At 64.6% G+C, this 20,881-nt stretch carries 23 protein-coding genes and 3 tRNA genes; 9 read left to right on the top strand and 17 right to left on the bottom strand.

Going from position 1 to position 20,881, the window contains the following annotated elements:
• The first annotated feature begins 275 nt into the window (after positions 1-275).
• On the top strand, positions 276-605 hold the full coding sequence (locus BRC58_10070; GenBank protein PSP16186.1) for a hypothetical protein: 330 nt from the start codon (positions 276-278) through the stop codon (positions 603-605).
• On the opposite strand, the gene galE is transcribed toward BRC58_10070, so the two are convergent.
• Positions 549-1,547: a UDP-glucose 4-epimerase GalE gene (gene galE, locus BRC58_10065; protein PSP16185.1), complete on the bottom strand. Its 999-nt coding sequence runs from the start codon at positions 1,545-1,547 to the stop codon at positions 549-551. The genes BRC58_10070 and galE overlap by 57 nt on opposite strands.
• Positions 1,548-1,900: 353 nt before the next feature.
• Positions 1,901-2,275 carry a cytochrome C gene (locus BRC58_10060; GenBank protein PSP16184.1) on the bottom strand — a complete coding sequence of 125 codons (375 nt, stop codon included), beginning with the start codon at positions 2,273-2,275 and terminating at the stop codon, positions 1,901-1,903.
• A gap of 244 nt (positions 2,276-2,519) precedes the next feature.
• Between BRC58_10060 and BRC58_10055 the strand changes: the two genes are divergently transcribed.
• Entirely contained in the window at positions 2,520-2,621 is a 102-nt protein-coding gene (locus BRC58_10055; protein ID PSP16183.1) for a cytochrome b6-f complex subunit PetG, read from the top strand.
• Here BRC58_10055 and rsmD read toward each other — a convergent pair.
• The 6 genes from rsmD to BRC58_10025 form a co-directional block, all read right to left on the bottom strand.
• The gene (gene rsmD, locus BRC58_10050; protein ID PSP16182.1) at positions 2,618-3,154 is read right to left on the bottom strand and encodes a 16S rRNA (guanine(966)-N(2))-methyltransferase RsmD; all 537 of its coding nucleotides are present in this window, start codon (positions 3,152-3,154) and stop codon (positions 2,618-2,620) included. The two genes, BRC58_10055 and rsmD, sit on opposite strands and share 4 nt — an antisense overlap.
• Before the next feature lie 7 nt (positions 3,155-3,161).
• Entirely contained in the window at positions 3,162-3,755 is a 594-nt protein-coding gene (locus BRC58_10045) for a hypothetical protein (protein PSP16181.1), read from the bottom strand.
• 33 nt (positions 3,756-3,788) lie between these two features.
• Positions 3,789-4,688, bottom strand: a complete 900-nt coding sequence (gene prmC, locus BRC58_10040; GenBank protein ID PSP16180.1) for a peptide chain release factor N(5)-glutamine methyltransferase — start codon at positions 4,686-4,688, stop codon at positions 3,789-3,791.
• Between the two features lie 24 nt (positions 4,689-4,712).
• Entirely contained in the window at positions 4,713-5,711 is a 999-nt protein-coding gene (locus BRC58_10035; protein ID PSP16179.1) for a hypothetical protein, read from the bottom strand.
• Positions 5,682-5,755: transfer RNA gene (locus BRC58_10030), tRNA-Pro, on the bottom strand. Before BRC58_10030 ends, BRC58_10035 begins: the two co-directional genes overlap by 30 nt.
• A gap of 39 nt (positions 5,756-5,794) precedes the next feature.
• A complete protein-coding gene (locus tag BRC58_10025) occupies positions 5,795-6,325 on the bottom strand; it encodes a GNAT family N-acetyltransferase (GenBank protein ID PSP16178.1) in 531 nt (176 codons plus the stop codon).
• Between the two features lie 253 nt (positions 6,326-6,578).
• On the opposite strand from BRC58_10025, the gene BRC58_10020 reads away from it, so the two are divergent.
• On the top strand, positions 6,579-7,433 hold the full coding sequence (locus BRC58_10020) for an alpha/beta hydrolase (GenBank protein PSP16188.1): 855 nt from the start codon (positions 6,579-6,581) through the stop codon (positions 7,431-7,433).
• Between the two features lie 181 nt (positions 7,434-7,614).
• Entirely contained in the window at positions 7,615-9,423 is a 1,809-nt protein-coding gene (locus tag BRC58_10015; protein PSP16177.1) for a peptidase M61, read from the top strand.
• On the opposite strand, the gene BRC58_10010 is transcribed toward BRC58_10015, so the two are convergent.
• Together BRC58_10010 and BRC58_10005 are read right to left on the bottom strand one after the other, a co-directional pair.
• Complete coding sequence (locus tag BRC58_10010; protein ID PSP16176.1) at positions 9,417-10,106, bottom strand: glycosyltransferase; 690 nt, start codon at positions 10,104-10,106, stop codon at positions 9,417-9,419. The genes BRC58_10015 and BRC58_10010 overlap by 7 nt on opposite strands.
• Before the next feature lie 59 nt (positions 10,107-10,165).
• A complete protein-coding gene (locus tag BRC58_10005) occupies positions 10,166-10,777 on the bottom strand; it encodes a hypothetical protein (GenBank protein ID PSP16175.1) in 612 nt (203 codons plus the stop codon).
• A gap of 94 nt (positions 10,778-10,871) precedes the next feature.
• Between BRC58_10005 and BRC58_10000 the strand changes: the two genes are divergently transcribed.
• From BRC58_10000 to BRC58_09990, 3 genes are all read left to right on the top strand, one after another.
• Complete coding sequence (locus BRC58_10000) at positions 10,872-11,609, top strand: carboxymethylenebutenolidase (GenBank protein PSP16174.1); 738 nt, start codon at positions 10,872-10,874, stop codon at positions 11,607-11,609.
• Between the two features lie 138 nt (positions 11,610-11,747).
• Positions 11,748-12,653: a 30S ribosomal protein S1 gene (locus tag BRC58_09995; GenBank protein PSP16173.1), complete on the top strand. Its 906-nt coding sequence runs from the start codon at positions 11,748-11,750 to the stop codon at positions 12,651-12,653.
• 63 nt (positions 12,654-12,716) lie between these two features.
• Complete coding sequence (locus tag BRC58_09990) at positions 12,717-13,769, top strand: NADP(H)-dependent aldo-keto reductase (protein ID PSP16172.1); 1,053 nt, start codon at positions 12,717-12,719, stop codon at positions 13,767-13,769.
• Here the strand turns inward: BRC58_09990 and BRC58_09985 are convergent.
• A complete protein-coding gene (locus tag BRC58_09985; GenBank protein ID PSP16171.1) occupies positions 13,766-14,587 on the bottom strand; it encodes a nucleoside triphosphate pyrophosphohydrolase in 822 nt (273 codons plus the stop codon). The genes BRC58_09990 and BRC58_09985 overlap by 4 nt on opposite strands.
• 29 nt (positions 14,588-14,616) lie before the next feature.
• Entirely contained in the window at positions 14,617-15,159 is a 543-nt protein-coding gene (locus BRC58_09980) for a metal-binding protein (GenBank protein ID PSP16170.1), read from the bottom strand.
• A 43-nt stretch (positions 15,160-15,202) separates the two neighbouring features.
• On the opposite strand from BRC58_09980, the gene BRC58_09975 reads away from it, so the two are divergent.
• Positions 15,203-15,274, top strand: a tRNA-Val gene (locus BRC58_09975).
• Positions 15,275-15,287: 13 nt separating this feature from the next.
• Here BRC58_09975 and BRC58_09970 read toward each other — a convergent pair.
• The 4 genes from BRC58_09970 to cysW form a co-directional block, all read right to left on the bottom strand.
• Entirely contained in the window at positions 15,288-16,460 is a 1,173-nt protein-coding gene (locus BRC58_09970) for a metal transporter (GenBank protein PSP16169.1), read from the bottom strand.
• Positions 16,430-17,491, bottom strand: coding sequence for a copper oxidase (locus BRC58_09965; protein PSP16168.1), 1,062 nt, complete (start codon positions 17,489-17,491; stop codon positions 16,430-16,432). The genes BRC58_09970 and BRC58_09965 overlap by 31 nt, the downstream gene beginning before the upstream one ends.
• A 99-nt stretch (positions 17,492-17,590) precedes the next feature.
• A complete protein-coding gene (locus BRC58_09960; protein PSP16167.1) occupies positions 17,591-17,989 on the bottom strand; it encodes an ArsR family transcriptional regulator in 399 nt (132 codons plus the stop codon).
• A gap of 100 nt (positions 17,990-18,089) precedes the next feature.
• Positions 18,090-19,166, bottom strand: a complete 1,077-nt coding sequence (gene cysW, locus BRC58_09955; GenBank protein ID PSP16187.1) for a sulfate ABC transporter permease subunit CysW — start codon at positions 19,164-19,166, stop codon at positions 18,090-18,092.
• Positions 19,167-19,793: 627 nt separating this feature from the next.
• Between cysW and BRC58_09950 the strand changes: the two genes are divergently transcribed.
• Positions 19,794-19,868: transfer RNA gene (locus BRC58_09950), tRNA-Thr, on the top strand.
• Here the strand turns inward: BRC58_09950 and BRC58_09945 are convergent.
• On the bottom strand, positions 19,866-20,858 hold the full coding sequence (locus tag BRC58_09945) for a 3'(2'),5'-bisphosphate nucleotidase (GenBank protein PSP16166.1): 993 nt from the start codon (positions 20,856-20,858) through the stop codon (positions 19,866-19,868). The genes BRC58_09950 and BRC58_09945 overlap by 3 nt on opposite strands.
• Between the last annotated feature and the right edge of the window lie 23 nt (positions 20,859-20,881).

Here is a 20,881-nt window from a genome sequence, read left to right as displayed (position 1 = left end):
AGTGCACAAGCCACGAGAATTGGTATGACTCGCCCGAGTGGCGGTAGCGCCTGGGTCTTTGGGCGCCCCAGTGGGGACCGGGCCGTGCGCCAGCACGTGGGCTATCTCCCTAAGACACCGGCCTTCGACGATCAGCTGACGGCGTGGGAGTTTCTGCGCTCGAGCGCGGCGCTGCGCGGGCTGCCGCGGGCGCGTCATACCAGTTCTCGTAGCTTGCGCACTAGATTTCGATCTCCGAAACTCCCTCAATATGGGAGTCATATTCTTTGGAAAGCGTGCATCCACTGCTCAAATTGGTATTACTGGGAACGGACCAGGCCTACCGCGTTGCCGGGGTAGGCGGTCGGCCCGAGAAGCTGACTCCCTGGGTGAGCGAGCTCGCCTGGCAGGGCGAGCGCTGGCACGGTTGGTTGGTGGGCGATCCCGATGCCTTTGCGGCCGAGCTGGCGCGCATGGGCGCTCGGCTGGAGCATCTAGAGCGCGCCCGTCCCTCCTTGGAGGCGTTTTTTTTTGCAACAGATGCGCGAGCGCGGGATCGATCCCGCGCGCTAGACACCAGCGTGTTGGCGGTGCCACTGCCACGCATGGGCAACAATGGTCTCTAGCTCGGGGTATTGGGGCGACCAGCCCAACACGCGGCGGGCGCGCTCGCTGCTGCCTACCAGGCTGGGCGGATCGCCCGGGCGGCGCTCGGTCTCGATCGCCGGAATGGCGCGACCGGTTACTGCCTCGGCTGCCGCGATCGCCTCGCGCACGGAGAAACCGTTGCCATTGCCGAGGTTGAAAAATGCCGTCTCACCACCGCGACGGAGGTAGTCGAGCCCCAGCACGTGCGCCTGGGCGAGGTCGCTGACGTGGACGTAGTCGCGAATGCAGGTGCCATCCCGGGTGGGATAGTCCGTCCCAAAGATCTGAATGGCGTCGCGCTGGCCCAGTGCCGCCAACAAAATGAGCGGAATGAGGTGCGTTTCGGGCTCATGCGCTTCGCCAATGGTGCCGTTGGGCTCGGCGCCGGCCGCATTGAAGTAGCGAAACGTGACGGACTGCAGCCCATAGGCCGCTTCAAAATCCTGCAGCATGCACTCGACGGTCAGCTTGGTGCGCCCGTAGGGATTGATGGGCTGCTGGGGGTGATCTTCGGGAATGGGGATGGTCTGGGGAATGCCGTAGGTTGCGCAGGTAGAGGAGAACACGAATTGCTGCACCCCAGCCGCCTGCATGGCTTCGAGCAGCGTTAGGGTTCCCGCAACGTTATTGCGGTAGTACTTGGCTGGATTGGCAACCGATTCGCCCACGTAGGCGTTGGCCGCAAAGTGCATGACGGCATCGATGGTGCGGTCGCGAAAGAGCGCATCGAGGCAGTCGCGATCGCACGTGTCGCCTATAACGAGCTCGGTCTTGAGGGCCCGCTCGACAAACTCGCGGTGCCCGCAGCTCAAATTATCGAGGACAACAGTGCGATAGCCGCGCTGCTGTAGCGCCAGGACAGCATGGGCGCCAATATAGCCAGCTCCGCCGGTTACTAAAACGGTTGGAGATGTTGCCATGGGGTAATACCAATTCTCGTGGCTTATGCACTAGATTCTGACCTTCAGAACCCTCTCAATATGGGAGTCATGCTGTTTGGCAAGCGTGCATCTGCTGCTCAAACTGGTATAAGGCTCCGGCAGCGATCGCTTGGGGGCTCAACCTCCCCCATCCTGTCAGCTTCCCCGATCTTTCACTTTGAGCGCGCACAATGTAAGGCATCGAGCCGAGAGCTCGGTGACCGACAAGGAGCGCCTGCGTCCGAGTCCGGTCCCTGTCGGGACCGGACTCACCGTTAATAGCGGCGAGGGCTCTCGGCTTGGCAAAACGGCTTTTGCCGGTAAAGGCACTGTTGTATCAGGCCGAGAGCAACCTATAGCTGCTCAAGGTAGCCCAGCAGGTCAGCCATTTCTTGCGGATCGGGCTGAAACTCCGGCATGGGGGGCGTGGTCCCGCTGGTTACTTGGCGGATCAGCTCGGCATCGGATTTGCGTTGGGTCACACCGTGCAAGCTGGGCCCCACGTGCCCGTCGGCATTGACGCCATGGCACCCAGCACAGTTCACTTGAAAGATTTCGCGGCCCTGCTCGGGATGGCGCTCTAGCGAGAGCGCTTGCTGGACGAAGGGATCTGAGCTGCGGTACCAGTAGCTGCCCCACCAGCCAAGCAATGCCAACAGCACGAATGCCAGCAGCCCGATTGCTACCCACCGAACTGCGCTTGGGGGCAAAGCGAGGCGGTCGATCACGGGCTATCGGGGGGACCGGTGCGGCATTTTGCAACGGGCGAGCGGCCAGGGCTCGGCCGGAGCCACTTTGCCCGAGCGGACGACGTCATTACGATTGCTTAATTACTAATTAAAGTTTTCCTATATCTATATTAAGTTTCATTGAAGGATCCATCAAGCTTGGCAACCGCCAGCCGGCAGTACGCGTGACGGGGCTGCAATGCCACAATAGGGAGCAGGAGCTGCCTCACGAGGAAGAGACGCCATGATCGAGCCGCTACTGCTTGGCATTGTGCTGGGGCTGGTCTTTATTACACTGGCTGGGCTGTTCTTTGACGCCTACCGGCAGTACCGGCGCGGCGGCTAGGACCGGCGGTAAAAAGCTAGTGCGGTGCTGCCGTAGGGTTTGCAGCGGATGAGCCGCAGGTCGCCAAACGAAGCCGCTTCCCAGGCCTGCGGGTCGTACTCGACGGCCAATTCCCCATTAGGGGCGAGTAGCTCCAGCGCCGCGATTGCGCTCAGAACCGGTTGGTAGAGGCCGCTGCCATAAGGCGGGTCAAAGTAGGCGCGGTCGAACTGTTGGCCTGCTAGTGCAGGCAGGCGCTCGCAAACCCCGCCGCGCAGTAGTTGGAACGCATGCGGCGATGGCGCGAGCCGCTGCCAATTGTGCGCGATCGCGCGGCAGGCACGCCCCGAGCGCTCGATGCCCACCACCCAGCTGGCGCCGCGGCACAGGGCTTCGGCGCCCATGGCCCCACTGCCCGCGCACAAATCTAGCCAGCGGCAGTCCTGAATTTGGCCCTGCCAGTAATCGAATAGTGCCTCACGCACGCGCGAGGGCGTCGGTCGAATCGCGCGGCCAGGCAGCGTTTCCAGCCGGCGATTGCCGTAAATCCGCATGCGCCCGTCAATCGGGGTTGCTGCCGGTCAGCCGGACGGGGCCTTGGCGCAAGACCGTCCAGTCCGTGCCGTTCCATCTTGCCACGGTCGAGGGTTGCCCGCTTGCGGTTTCGGAGGCGTCGGCGGCCAAGACCGCGATGCCCGGAAATGCAGCGGTAACAGCCGACAGCCGGGTTAGGGACGGCTCGCCCGAGCGGTTGGCGCTGGTGGTGGCCAGCGGTCCGGTACGGGCCAGAATTGTGCGCGCCGTGCGGCAATTGGGAACGCGCATCCCAATAGTGCCGGGATCGCTGGGATTGAGCGCGGCCGGCACCGCCGCCGATGCCGGTAAGACTAACGTCAGCGGGCCGGGCCAGTGTGCCTGGGCAATTTGCTGCCAAGCCTCAAACTCGGCAGCACTGCCGCGTGCGTAAGGCCAGAGCTCGGCAGCTGCGGCTGCCATCAAAATGAGCGGCTTGCTGCGATCGCGTCCCTTGAGCTCAAACAACACCTTAGCTTGCTCCGGCAGTGCAGCTAGCGCCGGAACAGTATCGGTGGGAAAGCTTACTGCCTCACCCGCTAGGGCGCTGGCGATCAGCGCGGCTGGCGATACCTGCGTCATGAGCGTCTGCGCGCGAGGTGCCTCCTCTCCACGCTAGCGATGGCAGCGGGCTAGGGCGAAGCGCTCGATTCCAGCCAGATCGCGCTGGCAGCGAATGTCGCTATAACGGCTCTGCTGGCTTAGCAAGGCCGTTACGGCCTCTGCCTGGCCGGCCATGAGCTCGATGGCCCACAGGCCGCCTGGCTGCAAGTAAGCCGGCGCGCTCGCAACCAGGTAACGGATGCAAGCGAGGCCATCCCAGCCGCCATCCAGTGCTTGATGGGGTTCGTGGCGGGCGACCTCGGGTTGCAGTTGCGGCAGTTGCGCGCTGGGAATGTAGGGCGGATTGGCCACCATGCCCGCAATTTGGCCGCGCATTGCCTCAAACGGTTCCCACCAGTCACCCTGATAAAAGCGGATGCAATCCTGCAAGCCCAACTCCCGGGCGTTGGTCTGCGCGATCTGGATGGCGGCGGCACTGCAATCGACAGCGTGAACGGTCGCTTGGGGCAGGGCTCGAGCCAGGCCCAGCGCAAGGGCACCGCTGCCTGTGCCCAGATCGACCCAGTGGCCGCGCTCGCTCCAGCGGCCGCAGGCTGCTTCGGCAGCAAGATCGACCAGCAGCTCCGTCTCGGGGCGTGGCACCAAAACCGCCGGCGAGACGGTCAGCGAAAAATCGCGCCAGGGCGCGCGACCGAGCAGATGCTGCAACGGCACGCGCTGCCGAAGGCGCTGCTGCCAGCGTTGCTCGAGCGTCACTGCTGTCCAGGCCAGCGGAATTGCAGTGCGAGCGCCAAACGACTCCAAGCGCAGCGCCAGACTACCCAGATCGGTGACCTCGCGTAGCAGCCAATCGACTTCTGCTGGGTCCAATTCGGTTGCTGCTGCGGCTTGGCGGGCTCGGCGCCGCCAAGCCAGCAACCAGGCGCCCGATACGGCTTCAGCTAGCACCATGGGCGACCTGGGCGCCGCTTGCTGCTAGCTCGAAGAATCCCCCTGCTGCTGCGAATTCCCCTGCTGCTGTTGCTGCTGCGCTTGCGAGCGCATGAACTCAAGCGATTCTTTTGAAGGGACGAGCCGGACTTGTTTGAGCGCCTCGTTGTCGCTCGTGCGAAAAGCCTTGAGCACGCCTTGCAGCGGAACGACCTTCATTTGCACTTGCTCGCTCATGTCAGAGCGCTGCTTTTTGAAGCGCTTGATGAGCTGCTGGGCTTGCTTGGCATCGAAAAAGAACGGCACGGTGCTTTCACCATCCTGTTGCGAGCTAACCGTGACGTATTTATCCCCGACCGTTGCCGCAAACAGGGGAGCGCCGGGAAAGTTTTTAACCGAGACGTCCTTTTGCCCCTGCTTTTTGAGCGTGGAAACCGCCGATTTGACATCCGATTTAGACGGGACGAAGACAATGTCGGAGGACTGCTTTTCGTCCGAGTTGCTGAGCTGGTAGGCTTTAGCCAGCGAGACCGGCAAAACCTCGACCTGCTTGGCAACGTCGGGTTGTTTTTGCTTGAGCTGCTTGAGGGCCTGCTTGGCATCGCTTTGGTTCAAATAGGCAGGCGTCACGTTGTTACCCTCAATCTTGCTGTCGACAAACGCAGCTCCATCATCGGTTTGCTTGGCCAGCATAAACACCGGCACGGGCTTGAGTTGCTTAACGACTTCTTCTTCGGGGAGAGCGGTAGTGCGCAATGCAGTTCCCCCCAGCGTGGCAACCAGCGCGCCGCCAGCCAATCCTGCCGTTGCACTGCGACGAACGAGTGAAGTCATAATCGTTTCCTCAATAAGGTTTCCAAGCACGCCATTGGGCTCTGCTGCAGGTTGACTGCCATCTGGGTGTGAGGGTTCCGCATCCTGACCTGAGAGCCACTGTTGGCGGGTGCCATCGCTAGGATCCTCCCTAGCGGTAGCAGTAGTCCCCTGGCAAATTAGCGTGCTCGGACTAAGCGATCGGGATGGCAGGATTTGAACCTGCGGCATCCTGCTCCCAAAGCAGGCGCGCTACCAAACTGCGCTACATCCCGGTACGCGGTGCACCCTAGTGTATCCTAGAGGTACTACCCCTAGCAGCGGTTAGGGTACCAAAACATCCCTTTGATGCCTTCCGGATCGGGGGAGAAGCCCAGCTGCCGGTAAAAATCCACAACGTGGGCATCCGCAAACAAAGTGATGTTGCTAATGTCGGCGTGCCGCAGCTTTTGAATGACATGCTGCATCAGTGCTTTCCCTAAGCCGCGCCCCTGGCAGTCGGGGTGCACCACAACGTCCCAAATGGTCGCGTTAAAGGCACAGTCTGAGGTGGCGCGCGCAAATCCGATCAGCTGCTTGCGCGTGCCGCGCACTTCCCACATCGATACGACCAAAAAGCTGTGCTGGATGGCCTTGCGCACTTTGCGCAGCGGGCGGCGCGACCACCCCACCGAATCGCACAGCTCCTCCAGCTCGTAGAGATCGAGGTCGCGGGTGGTGCTCAAAATGATGGATGGCTGGCTGGTGCCATCACCGGTTCCCTCGAGGGTTTCCTCCTGCGATGCCGGCGAAGGCGCGGTGGCGGAGCGCTCGGCGTTGCCAAACAGCGTTTTCCAAAACACCATGCAGCTTGGCCCTACTTTGTCTAACGCTACCGAGCTAGCTGGCGGTCGCTCGCTCCTGCGATAACGAACGCGCTCCCCTCGAGCTGCTTGCCGCGGCAGCGTACAGTGCTAGTCGCTTGATGCGGATCCGTATAGCAGCAATTCCGCTCATGGCGGCAAATTTCGCAGTTGCAATATTGCATGAATCGTAACACAGTCCCCGAGCGGCACTCGGGCGGCGTGCCGCGGCCACCAGTCCAGTATGATGGAGGCCATGGCCGCAATTGCGATTCGAGGCGCTGCGCACGCTTACGATCTGACACCGCCGCGCCCCTCCGAGCTGGTATTGGTCTTCATCCACGGTTGGCTGCTTAGCCGCCAGTACTGGCACCCCCTCATCGCCCAGTTGGAACCGCAATACCAGTGCCTGGCCTACGATTTGCGCGGCTTTGGCGACTCGCAAAGCTCGCCCGCCGGCGAGAATGCCGACTACAGCTTGCAAGTCTATGCGCGCGATTTGCAGGAGCTGCTGCAACGCCTGGAGATCGAGCGGGCGTGGCTAATCGGCCACTCGCTAGGTGGCAGTATTGCGCTCTGGAGTGCTGCCTGCTGCCCGCAGGTCATGGGGGCAATTTGCCTGAATGCCGGTGGGGGAATCTATATCCAGGAGGCGTTCGAGCGCTTCCGCACGGCCGGCCGCCGCTTGGTGAAATGGCGTCCGCGCTGGTTGCACCGCATGCCTGGCATCGATTGGGTGTTTGCGCGCTCCATGGTAGGCCAGCCGCTCGCCCGCCAGTGGGGCTATCAGCGGGCGCTGGATTTTACCCGGGCTGACGCCAATGCGGCGCTGGGGAGCTTGCTGAACTCAACCACCGAAGCCGAGGTCCACCGACTCCCGCAGTTAGTCGCGCAGCTCAAACAACCCGTTTATTTTATTGCCGGGCAGCAGGATCGAGTCATGGAGCCCCGCTACGTCCGCCACTTGGCCAGCTTTCACCGCTTGTTCCGCGCTGAGGGTAGCAACGTTACAGAGCTAGCTGACTGCGGCCACATGGCCATGGTGGAGCGACCGGGTGCGATCGCGCAGCTCATCGACGGCATCTTGGCCGCAGCCCAACCCATGGCTTAGTGCGAGGAGCCGTCGCCGTGGTAGTACTCGGTGTCGTAGTAGCCGTTTTGCGTGCCGAAAAACAGCGCTGCCCCCGAAAAGGCAACCGCTAGGATGAAAACCAAGGCTTGAACGTCCATACTGCCCCACTCAGCTGCCGTTGTAAGTTACTGCCAGTCAGGGTAGCGCGCTCCCCATCGCCATGACCCGCCGCGACCGCTTCGCCTCGCTTGCCGAATCCGCCGCGCCCGAGGACCAACAGGTACTCCCAAGCGTGCGCTATCAGGTGGCCATGCCCCAGCCGGCATCCCACTTGTTCGAAGTCACGCTCGAGGTGCTCGATTGGCAGCCGAGCGGGCTGACATTGGCCATGCCGGTCTGGACGCCCGGCTCCTACCTGGTGCGCGAATACGCCCGGCACGTGCGCGCGTTGAGCGCCACCAACAGCGACGGCGAGCTGCTCGCTTGTCACAAAGTCAGCAAAAACCGCTGGCAGGTCGATACGACCGCAGCGACCGACATTACCGTCCGCTATCAGGTCTATGCCAACGAGCTGACCGTCCGCACCAACCACCTCGATGCTACCCACGGTTACTTCAACGGGGCGGCGCTGTTCTGCTTGCCGCTCGGGTGCGAGCAACAGCCAGTTCGGGTCGCCATTCGGCCGCCGCACCCCAATTGGCACGTCACGACCGCGCTCCCGGCCGTTGCCGACCAAGCCCATACGTTTGAGGCGCCGGATTTCGATGCGCTCGCTGACAGTCCGTTCGAGATTGGCACCCATCCGGTTTACGCGTTCGAGGTTTGGGGCAAGCCCCACCAGCTCGCCATTTGGGGGCAAGGCAACGCCGATCCCCACTCGATCGTCGCCGATACCCAGGCCATCGTGGCCGCTGAGGCCGAGCTCTACGGCGAGCTGCCCTACGATCGCTACGTTTTTTTGCTGCACCAGAGCAGCAGCGGCTTCGGTGGCCTAGAGCACCGGGCTAGCTGCTCGCTCAACTACCCGCGCTGGGGCTTTCGCGATCGCGACAAGTACGAGCGTTTTTTGCAGCTAGTAGCGCACGAATTCTTCCACCTCTGGAACGTCAAGCGCATCCGGCCCAAGGCCCTAGAAACCATCGACTACGAGCGCGAGAACTATACCTCGCTGCTGTGGTTTTTTGAAGGCGTCACCACCTACTACGACAGCCTGATCCCGCAGCGCGCGGGGTGCTATGGCGCCCGCTCGGTGCTCGAGACCTTGGGCAAAGACATCACGCGGCTGCTCAAGACCCCCGGGCGGCGGGTACAGCCGCTGAGCGATGCCAGCTTCGATGCCTGGATTAAGCTCTACCAGCGCGATGCCAACAGCGATAACGAGCAGGTCTCGTACTACCTCAAAGGCGAGCTGGTGGCACTGCTGCTAGATTTGCTCATTCGGGCGCGCCACGACAACGCACGCTCGCTCGATGACCTCATGCGCCGGCTTTGGCAGCGCTTCGGCCGGGCCGAGACGGGCCTGACCCCGCCGCAGCTGCAGGCGGAACTCGAGGCCGTGGCCGGTACCGATCTGAGCGCGTTCTGGCAGCGCTATATCGATGGCACCGAGGCACTACCGTTCGATGGCTATCTGGCCCCGTTTGGGCTGCAAGTCTCGGCTGCCGACGAGCAAGAACCGCCGCCCTATTTGGGCTTGAGCGTCAAACCCGACGGCGATCGCGCCCAAATTGGGTTTGTGGATGCCGAGTCGCCTGCTGGTCGGGCGGGCATCGATGCTGGGGACGAGCTGCTGGCCCTGGATGGCTGGCGCGTCAGTGTCGAGCAGCTCGAGCAGCGCCTGCACGACTACCAACCTGGCGATACGGTGGCGGTTAGCATCTTTCACCAAGACGCGCTGCAAACGCACTCCCTGACGCTAGCCCCACCGCAGCCCGGGCGCTACGCCATCGTGCCGCTCGCTGCGCCCAGTGCCGAGCAAGCCCAGCGCTTTCGCAGCTGGTTGGGCGAAGAGCTGGCGGCGCTTCAGTAGCCGCCGCGATACCAGCGGCGCAACCGCTGGGGCGATATCCCGGCAACATAGCCCGCAATGAGGGCCTGGTTGATCAAGGTGGTTTGCACCACGCCCAACTGCTGCCAGCGGCGGCCCGAGGTTACTACGGGCGCCGGCGCCAGCGCGATTCGGCCCCGCTGCCGCAGCCGCCGCACCAACTCAAAGTCTTCCATAATCGGCAGCTCGGGGAACCCCCCCAACGCCCAAAACGTGCTGGTTTTGAGGAACAGAGCCTGGTCGCCGTAGGGCAGCGCGCACCAGCGCGAGCGCCCGTTAACCCCAGCCTCGACTAGCCGCAGGCCCCAGCCGCGACCGGCGATCGCGAGCGGAAATGCCCCGGCGATCGCGGCGGGGGCTACCAGGGCATCGCGCGCCAGGGCATCGTAGCCGGCGGGCAAGCGGGTATCGGCATGCAAAAACAGCAGGATCGCGCCGGTTGCCGCAGCCGCGCCGGCGTTCATTTGCCGGGCGCGACCGCCGCTTGCGCTCAGAACGGTATCTGCCCCCCAATCGCGGGCAACCGAAGGCGTGGCGTCCGCGCTGCCGCCATCGACCGCAATGGCCTCCACATTGGTGCCGGCCCCAACGCGGGCCAGCACTGCTGGCAGGGTGGAGGCTTCGTTTAAAACGGGCAGGATGACCGAGAGCCGCTCGGCAGCCATAAGCGCTCGTTGCTGGCAGTAGGGGCAACGCTAAACCGCGAAGCTGAACTACCGGTAAGCTACAGCCGCACTGACCGCGCCAGATCGGCCGGTCGGTCGATGTCGTACCGCACGGCGAGCTGCGATCGCGCCAAGCCCAAGCGATCCGCGGTGGCAGCGGTCTGCTGCCAGACGCGGGCCGTGCCCCAATCGATGCCGGCGAACAGCTCGGGCGCCAATCCCGACAGGCCGATGAGGTAGTAGCCACCATCGGCAGCCGGGCCCAGCACCACGTCCTGGCGCCGCAGGCGCTCGAAAGCGGCAGCCAGCGCTCCGCTCCCCAGCTCCGGACAGTCCGTGCCGATGGCAACTACCCGCTGGGCGCCCCGAGCAAAGGCGCGGTTGAAGGCAACGCGCAAGCGCTCGCCCAGATCGCCCGCACTCTGGGCTTCGTAGGCTACCTGAGCTCCCAGCCACGCCTGCATTTGGGCCGGCGTTGCCCCAGCATGGCAAACAGTGACCGCCGCCCCGCGATCGCGCTGCAGGGCACGCGCGACCGCCAAGGTGGACTCGGTCAGGCGCGCGTGAACGGCTGCCGCGCCCTGGGCGCCCAGCGCAGGGATGAGGCGCGTTTTGGCGGTCCCCGGTTGGGGGTAGCGTGCAAACACCAGCAGCCACTCGGGCGGGGCCATGGGCGTTAGGGCAGCGCACCCAACTGCGGCAACTTAACATCCGCCGCACTCGGCTAAGATAAGGGACTGTGAGCGAGCTCGAGCGCAAGCAACCGTGGTAGCGATTCGCACTGACGCGGTCAAGGTCGAAGCCGGCGACGTCCGGTTGGATGCCCATCTGGCCATGCCCACCAAGCCAGGCTCCTACCCAGGGGCCGTCGTCATCCAGGAAGTGTTTGGGGTCAACGATCACATCCGCGATGTCACCCAGCGCGTAGCGCGCGAAGGCTACATCGCGATCGCGCCCGCCATCTACCAGCGCCAGGCCCCAGGGTTTGAAGCCGGCTACAGCGACGAAGCGCTCGAGCTCGGCCGGCAGTACAAAAACCAAACTCGCGCGCCAGAGCTGCTCAACGACATTCAGTCCGCTATCAACTACATCAAGGGGCTGCCGCAGTGCCAGCGCGGGGGCATTGGCTGCATGGGCTTCTGCTTTGGCGGCCACGTGGCCTATTTGGCAGCAACGTTGCCCGAGGTCAAGGCGACGGCGTCCTTTTACGGCGCAGGTATTGTCAATACCACGCCCGGCGGCGGGGATCCGACGATCGCGCGCACTCCCGAGATCCAAGGCACGATTTATGCCTTCTTTGGCACCCAAGATCCGCTCATTCCGCTCGAAGAAGTTGATCGCATCGAAGCCGAGCTGCAAAAGCACCAGATCCCGCACCGGGTCGTTCGCTACGAAGGGGCCACCCACGGGTTCTTCTGCGACCAACGCGATAGCTACGATCCCAATGCGGCTGCCGACGCCTGGGCCCAAACCAAGGCGCTGTTCGCGCAGCAGCTGCCGTAACGGGCGCACTCGCCAGACAATTTCCAGCTACCCTGGATCGCGGGGACTTCCTCAGCCAGCTACCGCTCGCTTGCGGGCGCTTTCGCGACGGGCGGACCGACGCCGGCAGGTCCCGCATCGAGCGTATTGCGATCCATCATGACCTCAGACTCTACCTCTGCTGCCAACTCGGCATTCACCGAAAGCGAATTTGCACAAGCCCTAGACGATTACGACTTCGACCTCCAACCGGGCAAAATCGTTCGGGGCCGCATCCTAGAGCACACCTCCCAGGGGGCGCTCGTCGATATTGCCGGCAAAGCGCCCGGTTTTGTCCCGCTCAAAGAGGCTGCCCTGGAAAAAGTGGATGACCTCGCCCAGGTCATGCCGCTCGAGCAAGAGCTGGATTTGGCCATCATCGGCGCGCCCAATGCGGAGGGCCAGCTACCGCTCTCGCGGCGCCAGATCCTGCGCCAGGAGGCTTGGGACGAAATCGCCGAGCTTCAAGCCGACGGCCGCCCGGTCAGCGTGACCGTCACCGGTACGAACCGAGGGGGCGTAACCGGGAACGTGCGCGGCCTGCGTGCCTTCGTGCCGCGATCGCATCTGCTCGAGCGCGGCGATTTGGATGAACTCGTCGGCCAGACCCTGACGGCTAGCTTTCTGGAGGTGGATGCCGAGCAGAACAAGCTCGTCCTCTCGCAACGCGAAGCCGCTCGGGCCTCGGCGCTGCAGCAGCTGGCCTCGGGGAGCCTCGCCGAAGGCACCATTACCAACATCAAGCCCTACGGCGTCTTTGTCGATCTGGGGGGCGTTACCGGTTTGCTGCACATCAAGCACGTCAGCCAAAACCGGGTGGAATCGCTGCCGGAGCTGTTCGAGATCGGCCAGACCGTTCAGGTCATCGTGCTCGAGGTCGATGAGTGGCAAGGGCGCGTGTCGCTTGCCACCAAGGCGCTGGAGGAATACCCGGGCGAGCTGATCGAGTCCTCGCAGCAAGTCATGGCCAACGCCCAAGCGCGCTTTGAAGCGGCGCGCGCGCAGGGCAAAATCGACCAGTCGTAACCACCCGAGCGTCTCCGGCGGTTACCGTCTGGGGACGCTCACTGTGACCGCCCGCGGATTGCCATGCAATACCACCACCTTGCCCGTACGGAGCTGAACGTGAGCGCTGTTTGCCTGGGGACCATGACCTGGGGCGAGCAGAACGCGCTCGAGGACGCCCACCAGCAGATGGACTACGCCCTCGAGCGCGGCATCAACTTTTTCGATACGGCCGAGATGTACGCCGTGCCGCCGCGCCCCGAAACCTACGGTCGCACCGAGGAGATTATCGGCGAGTGGTTCCGGCGCCGCGGTACCCGCGATCACGTCGTGCTGGCTACCAAGGTAGCGGGCGGCTCGGACAGCCTGTACTGGGTTCGCAGCGGCCGGACGCGCCTGGATCGCGACAACATCAAGACCGCGCTCGAGGACAGCCTGCGCCGCCTCCAGACCGACTGCATCGATCTCTACCAGCTGCACTGGCCGGATCGCGCCACCAACCGCTTCGGGCAGCTGGGCTATGCCCGCGCGCCCGAGGCGCTCGAGCCGGGCGAGCGTGATCGCATGCGCGAGACTCTCAGCACGCTCAACGACGCGGTCGAAGCCGGCAAGATCCGCTACATCGGGCTCTCCAACGAAACGGCGTGGGGGACCATGACCTTCCTCCGGCTGGCCGAGCAGGAGGGATGGCCGCGCCCCATTGCCATCCAAAACCCCTACAGCCTGCTCAACCGCACCTTTGAAATCGACCTCTCCGAGATTGCGGTGCGCGAGGATTGCGGCCTGCTGGCCTACTCGCCGCTGGCGGGGGGCACGCTCACCGGCAAGTACCTCGACGGCCGGCGCCCACCTGGCAGCCGCCGCACCATCGACGAGCGCGGCTCGCGCTACGAAACCGAGCGCGGCGAGGCCGCCACGCGCGAGTACGTGGCGATCGCGCAGCGCCACGGGCTCGACCCCGCGCAAATGGCGCTCGCCTTCGTCAACCGGCAGCCGTTTTTGAGCGCCAACATTATCGGCGCCACCACCCTGGAGCAGCTCCAAACCAACATCGACGCAGCCGAGCTGACCCTCTCGGACGAGGTCATGGCCGAGATTGAGGCAGTGCACCAGCGCAATCCCAATCCCTGTCCCTAGTCGGACTGCGCCTTGGCTTGCTGCCAAAAGCGCTGCAGTTCTTCAAGGCCGTACTCGGTTAGCGGGTGCTGGGCCTGGGCTTCCATGTGCGCGAGCCGCTGCACTAACCGCCGGCTGGTGCCGTGCAGCGCCTCTGAGGGATCGAGCCCGTACCAGCGGGCGAGGTTGAGTAGGGTAAACAGCAGGTCTCCCAGCTCGGCCTGTTGGGCCTCGGCATCCTGGTGCTGCAGCGCTTGCTTGAACTCGGCCAACTCCTCGTCGAATTTGGCCCAAACCCCGTCGGCATCGGGCCACTCGAAGCCGGCTGCCGCTGCCTTTTGCGAGATCTTGGTGCCGCCCAACAGCGGCGGCAGGGTGCGGGCATCGCGATCCAGGGTGTGGCTCAGCGGCGGGGCTGCCTCGGGGGACTGGCCTTTTTCTTGCGCCTTGATGCGCTCCCAGTTGCGGTGCACCTGCTCGGCACTCTCGGCCGAGTCGTCGCCAAAGACGTGCGGGTGGCGCCGGACGAGCTTGTCGGCAATGCCGCTGGCAACCTCGCCCAGATCGAAGTGATCGGACTCGCTGGCAATTTGGGCGTGCAGGACCACTTGCAGCAGCAGGTCCCCCAGTTCCTCGACAATGGCGTCGCGATCTTGGCTGCGAATGGCATCGGCGACTTCGTAAGCTTCCTCGATGGCGTAGGGAATAAGACTCTGCTGGGTCTGGGCCAAATCCCAGGGGCAGCCGCGCTCGGGCGAGCGCAGCTCGGCAACGACCGCAATCAGCCGCTGCAGCGCATCCAGTACAGCTCGCTCGGTTTGCGGCGCACTCGAGGCCATAGCTCCCTCCCCAACCTGCAAGTTCCTTCCTAGCGCGGGCGGCGCTTTTTGTCACGCGCGGCCCTGGGCGAGCGCCGCAAGCGCCGGCGCAGTGACTGGGCGCCATCGCTGAGGGTGTGGCTCATGGCGCCCAACTCCAGCCCGACAAACGAAGCCGCCACTGCCACGCGGTGCTGGGCCAGCCAGCGCCCGGTGCGGGTCACCCAGGACTGCCAGCGAGGGGCACTGTCGCCGAGGGCTTGGGCTATTGCCAGTCCTGCTGCGGCGATCGCTGCCAGGCAGCCGCCCAGGTACAGCACTCGCAGCACCGTCCCCAAAATGGGGCCGTGCGAGAGCACCGAGCGGTGGGCCAAGGCCCGCTGGTAGGGCAGCCAAATCCAGCGCAGCCAGCCCCAGCGGGCAAACTGCCGGGAGCGCACGTCCAGATCGGGGCCGAACATGAGTCCGCTGAACAAAAAAGCCCCCGTAACGGCCAGCGCAACTGTGCTGCTGCGCCCGATTGCCACTGCGGCTACCGCTACCACCGGCAGGCTCCAAAGCGTGATGCGATCGTGGGTGCGCCCGGCGGGCATGGCGGGAGCCTGCTGCGCGCGTGCTACCCTCAGCAGTGCGTGCGGGCGGTTAACTCAGCGGTAGAGTGCCTGCCTTACAAGCAGGTTGTCACTGGTTCGAATCCGGTACCGCCCATTGCTGCGCCAGCTTACACCTGCACGGCCAAGCTGGTGCCGTACATGATGGCAGCGCCGGCGGCCGAGCCGGCCAGGCTTCGCGCCGAGAGCAAGCCGGCGGTTGGGGACAGTCGCTGCAAGTAGGCGCCTACCTCCACCAATACTTGCAAGATTGCCCCGGCGCCGACCCCCAAAAACAGGGCGGCCCAATGCGGCGAGAAGGCAAAAGCTCCCAGCCAGATGCCGGCAATGGCCGGGGCACCTGCCAGGGCCGCTAGGCGGGCGAACGTTGCCAGCCTCGGTCGTAGCTCGGCCAGCGGCGCGGCAATGCCAATGCCCTCGGTAAGATTGTGCAGGGCAAACCCCAGCACCAGGAACGAGCCCAGCGCAATCTCGCCGGTGGCAAACGCTGCCCCAATGGCCAAACCTTCACCCAGATTGTGCCAGCCAATGCCCAGCGCCAAGTAGCGCGCCAGGGCTTTGCCCTGGGGCGGCGCGCCGCCGCGCCGGCCTACTGCCAGCAATGCCGCAAACGTCAGCCCGGCTGCGATCCAAAGCAAGGTGCCAGCGCTCAGCGCCAAGTTGGCCTGCGCGCTCAGTGCCAACCCCTCGCGGGCCGTATCGACCAGCAGGTAGGCGAGCAGCCCCAGCGTCAGCGCCAGGACGAATTCCAGCCCGCGCCGGCCCAGCTGCCGCAGGGCCGGATAAAACAGCATGCCCGTCCCCACCGGCACGAGCCCCACGTAGAGCCCCACCAGCGCCTGCCGCAGCAGCGTCACCGGATTGAGGGTGGGGGTGGGGAGTGCCCGTTCGATGGCGCGATCAAAGGTTGCCCCCGTCTGCGAGACCAGCCGCACGTGGTGGTCCGCCCCGCGGGTCCAGGGGTAGGGGATGTTGATGCGCGCGCGCTCGAGCGGTGCAATGGCACCCGCCGGCTTTTGCTCGAAGGTCCAATAGGCCTCATCCACTTGCACCTGCGCGATCGCCACTGGGTCGGGACCGCCAGCGCGCACCAGCAGCGAGATACCCGCGTCATCCAAAATGGTGCGCTCGACCGTCAGCCGCTCGAGCGGCGGCAGGGCGCCAGCGGGTTGGAGCGGATCCAGCAGCACGAAGGCCCCCAGCAGTAGCGCCAGCAGCCCCACGGGAAGGGCCAGTTGGGCGGTGGTGCGCTTTAGGCGGCGACGCGAAACAAGCTCATCCATCCCAATTCGGCAAATTCGGTTTGGTGGGCGTGAAACGGGTAATCGCCGGGCTCGAAGCCGCGATAGGAGAACTCCAGAATGCCGCGCTGGGCCTGCGCCAGCTTGACCGTGTCCACGGTGGGGAGCGTGGGCTCGAGCGTCGTGCCGTGGTCGTAGTAGTCGAAAAAGTTGGCGTGGAGGTGGAACGAATTGATGGGATCGAACTCGGTGGCGTTGACCAAATAAACCCGCACGGGCTGATCGCGCTCGATGCGGATGGGCCGCTTGAAGTAGGCGTGCGGGATGGTGTTGGCGGCGTAGAACTCGTTGTCGCCGTCGAAGTTGGTATCGAACCCGTTCATGACCATGACGAGCTCCTGCCAGCGCGCATTGGCAGCGCTGCCGAGCAGGCGCGCGTTCGCGGCCTCAGCCTGTTGGGGGTGCCGCTCGGGGTCGGGATCGACAATGAACGCGCCGTAGAGCCCCTTGTGCAAGTGCTGCTTGAAGGGCATGGAGTGGCAGTGGTAGAGGTGGCAGCCGAACGGCTGCGCCTCGAATTCGTAGACGAAGGTCTCGCCGGGCGGCACCTCCCCGGCACCGGGAACGCCGTCCATGCTGGCGCCGTGGATACTGTGGAAGTGCATCGTGTGCGGGTGCGATCCGCGGTTGGTAAAGCGAATGCGCACGCGATCGCCTTCGGTGGCGCGCAGCGTGGGCCCCGGGACCCGACCGTTGTAGGTCCAAGCCGGGTAGCGCACCCCCGGCGCGATCTCGATCTCGCGCTCGATGGCCTCAATGGCGTACTCGCGCAGCTGCTGGCCGTTGGCTTGCCGCGAGACGGTGCCGGTATCCCAATCGGTCAGGATTTGGTGGGCATCAAAGCCGTTAAAGCGGCGATCCACATCGCCCACCGTTTCCAGGCCGCCCGGCGTGACCGAGGCGTCCGAGTACGCTTGCGCCCGGGCGCCTCTAGGGCGCGCGATCAAGCCGGCACCAGCTGCCAGCAAAGCACCCCCGAGCAGCGTTCGCCGCGTCAAGCTTGCATTGCGCATGCCATGGCCTCGATGGCAACCCGCGGGGCGGGCTTTCATTTTTCGTTCACAATTTAGCCTAGTACGGCGGATAGTAGCAGCTTGAACCGGCCGCTGCTGCTACGGGCACAGTTCGTCCAAGTGCTCGTCGACGGTCCGATAGAGCTCGATGACGTGGGCATCGGCTAGGTGATAGTAGACGTTGCGCCCCTGCCGGCGGTAGTTCACCAGGCGCATGGCGCGCAGGGTTCGGAGCTGATGGGAGACTGCAGACTCGCTCATTTTGGCGATCGCGGCCAGATCGCACACGCAGAGCTCGCGCTGGGCCAGGGCCGAGAGCAAGCGCAAGCGGCTGGGATCGGCGAGGACGCGGAAAAACTCCGCCATCTGCTGGGCTCGCTGGGCCGAGAGCGTCTCGGGCTGAACTTGGCGGACCCCGTTGAGATCGACCAGCGGCGAGTCGCATGTCGGGGCCTCGGCCGATGCAGCGTTGGGATCGCGTTCTGAGGAGGGGCTCATGAGCGGCTAGCGCGCGTTTCTCGCCAACACGTCGGAATTGCGCTTCTCATTGTAGCTTTGCGCCGCCGGCCGCCCTTGCCTGGTGCAAGGCGACCGGCGGTCACTCGGCCGAGGCACCTTCCAAGCGCGCTTTGAGCGCTAGCGTCACCAGGGCCAGGCCAGCCAACAGCATGGCTGCCGCAAAGGCAGCCTGCGTCTGGTACTGCTTGTAGGTGTCATCGATAAACAGGGTCAGGGTTTGGGTCTTGCCAATGATATTGCCCGAGATGACCGCCACCGAGCCGAATACCCCCATGGCGCGCGCGTTGGTCAGGATGATGCCGTACAGCAGCGCCCAGCGAAGGTTGGGAAGCGTCACGCGCCAAAAGGTTTGCCACTCGCTCGCGCCCAAAGTGCGGGCCGCTTCCTCTTGCTCGGTGCCGGTCTCCTCTAGTACGGGAATGAGCTCGCGCGCCACAAACGGCAGCGTTTCGAACGCCGTGGCCAGCGCCATTCCCGGCAGCGCAAACAGCATGGGAATGCCAGCGGCCTCGAGCAGCGGCCCGAACCAACCGTCGCGACCGTAGAGCAGCGCGATCGCTAGCCCCGCCACCACCGAGGACACGGCAAAGGGCAAATCCAGCAGGCTGACCAGCAACGTCCGGCCGGGAAACTGGTGGCGCGCGATCACCCAGGCGGCGCACAGCCCAAATGCCGTATTGAGCGGGACCACTAGCACCGCCAGCAGCAGCGTGACGCGAATGGCGCTCACAAGGGCGGGATCGCCCAAGTTGGCCGCAAAAGCCCCCAGGCCGCTGCGAAAGGCCTGAAAGGCGACATTGGCTGCCGGCACCAGTAGCAGCAGCGTCAGATAAATCACGCGATCGCGATGGCGACTGCCTTGCCACTGGGGCGAGAACAAGTAGCGGGCAAATGCTTCCGCAACCGCGCGGTTGCCGTGCTGCTCGACGTGGTGATCGACAACGGCCACCGGGTTGTCGGCGCGCAGGTTGGGCTCGGGCACGGTGTAGCTCAGCTCTAGGCCGCTGCGCTGCGCAAAGCGGGCAACGCTTTCGTAGGTGAGCAAGACATCGCCTTGCTGTTGCTGCCAAAACACCGTGCTGGCTTCGCGGGTGCTGCGTGGCAGGATAGGGGCATTGCCATATACGTGGCGCACGTAGGCTGAGGCTCCGGGCATGCCATCCCGCTGGGTGGCAGCGCCCCAAAGGGCCAAAAAGGTCCAGCGTGCCCCGCCCGAGGTTTTGGGATTGGGCGCAACTACCGAGACGCCAGCATCGGTCAAGTCTGGCCAGTCGCGGATGCCTTGGGGGTTGCCCGCTCGGGTCGAAAGCGCGACCACCGAGTAGTGCGGCACCGCGCGATTGGGTAGCGCCTGACGCCACCCGGGCGCAACCAGTCCTGCCGCTTGCAGTGGCGCAACGTCCGCGCCCAGGGCCAGGGCCACAACGTCCGCTTCGAGCCCTTCTAGCACAGCGCGCGCTTGGCCCCCTGAGGGACCATAGCTTGGGTACACCCTTAGGGCCTCCCCGGTTCGTTGCTCCCAGCGCTCGACAAATTGCGGCACGATCGCCTCGTAGGCCTCGCGCGCGGTCGAGTGGGCCACCAGCGTCAGCTCGCGGCGGTCGCTAGGGCGGCCAGGCCCAAGGCCACCCAGCGGCGGAACCGCGTCTGTAAGGGCAGGGACAGTTGCCGGCCCACACCAATCTCTAGTTTGTCGGTCGGGATAGCGGAGTTAACCGCAGCTAGTTCCCGATAGTATGACAGCGAGTCCGCCGGTGGTACTGTCTGTTAGCTTGAGGACCGTGCTGGTGTAGCTCAGCGGTAGAGCGACGGTTTTGTAAACCGTCGGTCGCAGGTTCGAATCCTGTCACCAGCTTCAGCCCGAGACCGCTTGCTGCTGCTCGCGCAACGCCTGCAGGACGGCATCGTGCAGGGCGCCGTTGCTAACGATAACGCCCTGGTTGCGCTCGAGCTTGGCCCCCTGGGTAAAATCCAGCGCTCGGCCGTGCATGTCGGTTACCCGGCCCCCGGCTTCCTCGACCACGATGGTGCCGGCGGCGTGGTCCCAAACGTTTTCACGGTAACCGGGGTTCTGCGGCGGTGGCAAGCGCAGGTAGAGGGCGGCCTGACCGCAGGCAACCGTGCCGTATTTGGCTTGGCTGTCCACGCGAAGCGAGGGCGCCGTAATGCCCACGCGCTGTGCCAACTCGGCCTGTTGGGTGTGGTCGCTGTGCGCGGGCTCGACGCCTTCCACAAACCGCAGCTTGCTGGCGTCCTGGGTGGCGACCCCAATGGGATGAGGCGAGCCACCCGCCAGCGGCTCCATGGTGGCCCCTTGGTGGCGCACGGCGGCAAACAGCAAGCCCGTTTCGCCCGCTAGCGGTCCGGCATCGACCGATAGGGACGGACAGCCCAAAACGCCCACCTTGACCTCGCCGCCTTCGACCAGCGCCAGCGTGATCGCGTACTGATCGCCGCGCAGGAACCCTTTGGTCCCATCAATGGGATCCAAGGTCCAGTAGCGCGGGCCCACCGAGCCGTTGCCGCGATCGATCCAGCTTGCGACGGCCTCGGCATGGGCTGTGGGGACAATCGCCTGCACGTAGTGCGTCACTTGCTGGAGCGAGGCAGCGCCATCCGGTCGGCGCAGGGCCGCAGCGTCCTCCTCCGCCACGACCGCATCCTGGGGAAAGGCCTCCGCCAGTGCCTGGCAAATGACCGCCTGCGAGCCAAAATCGGCGACTGTGACCGGGCTGCGGTCTTGCTTTTCCATGGCGTCTGGGGCCATTTCGGCGCGGACGCGCTCGCATAGGCGCGATGCTGCGCGGCAGGCCTCGATGGCGGCTTCTCGCTCCGATTCGTATGCCATGGCGGTTGCGATAAGACTCCTGC

It is taken from the genome of Cyanobacteria bacterium QS_8_64_29, from assembly GCA_003022125.1.
In the GTDB taxonomy this organism is placed as follows: Bacteria; Cyanobacteriota; Cyanobacteriia; order Cyanobacteriales; family Rubidibacteraceae; genus QS-8-64-29.
Note: the sequence above shows the minus strand (reverse complement) of the source record. Positions and strands in the feature narration are given on the sequence as shown.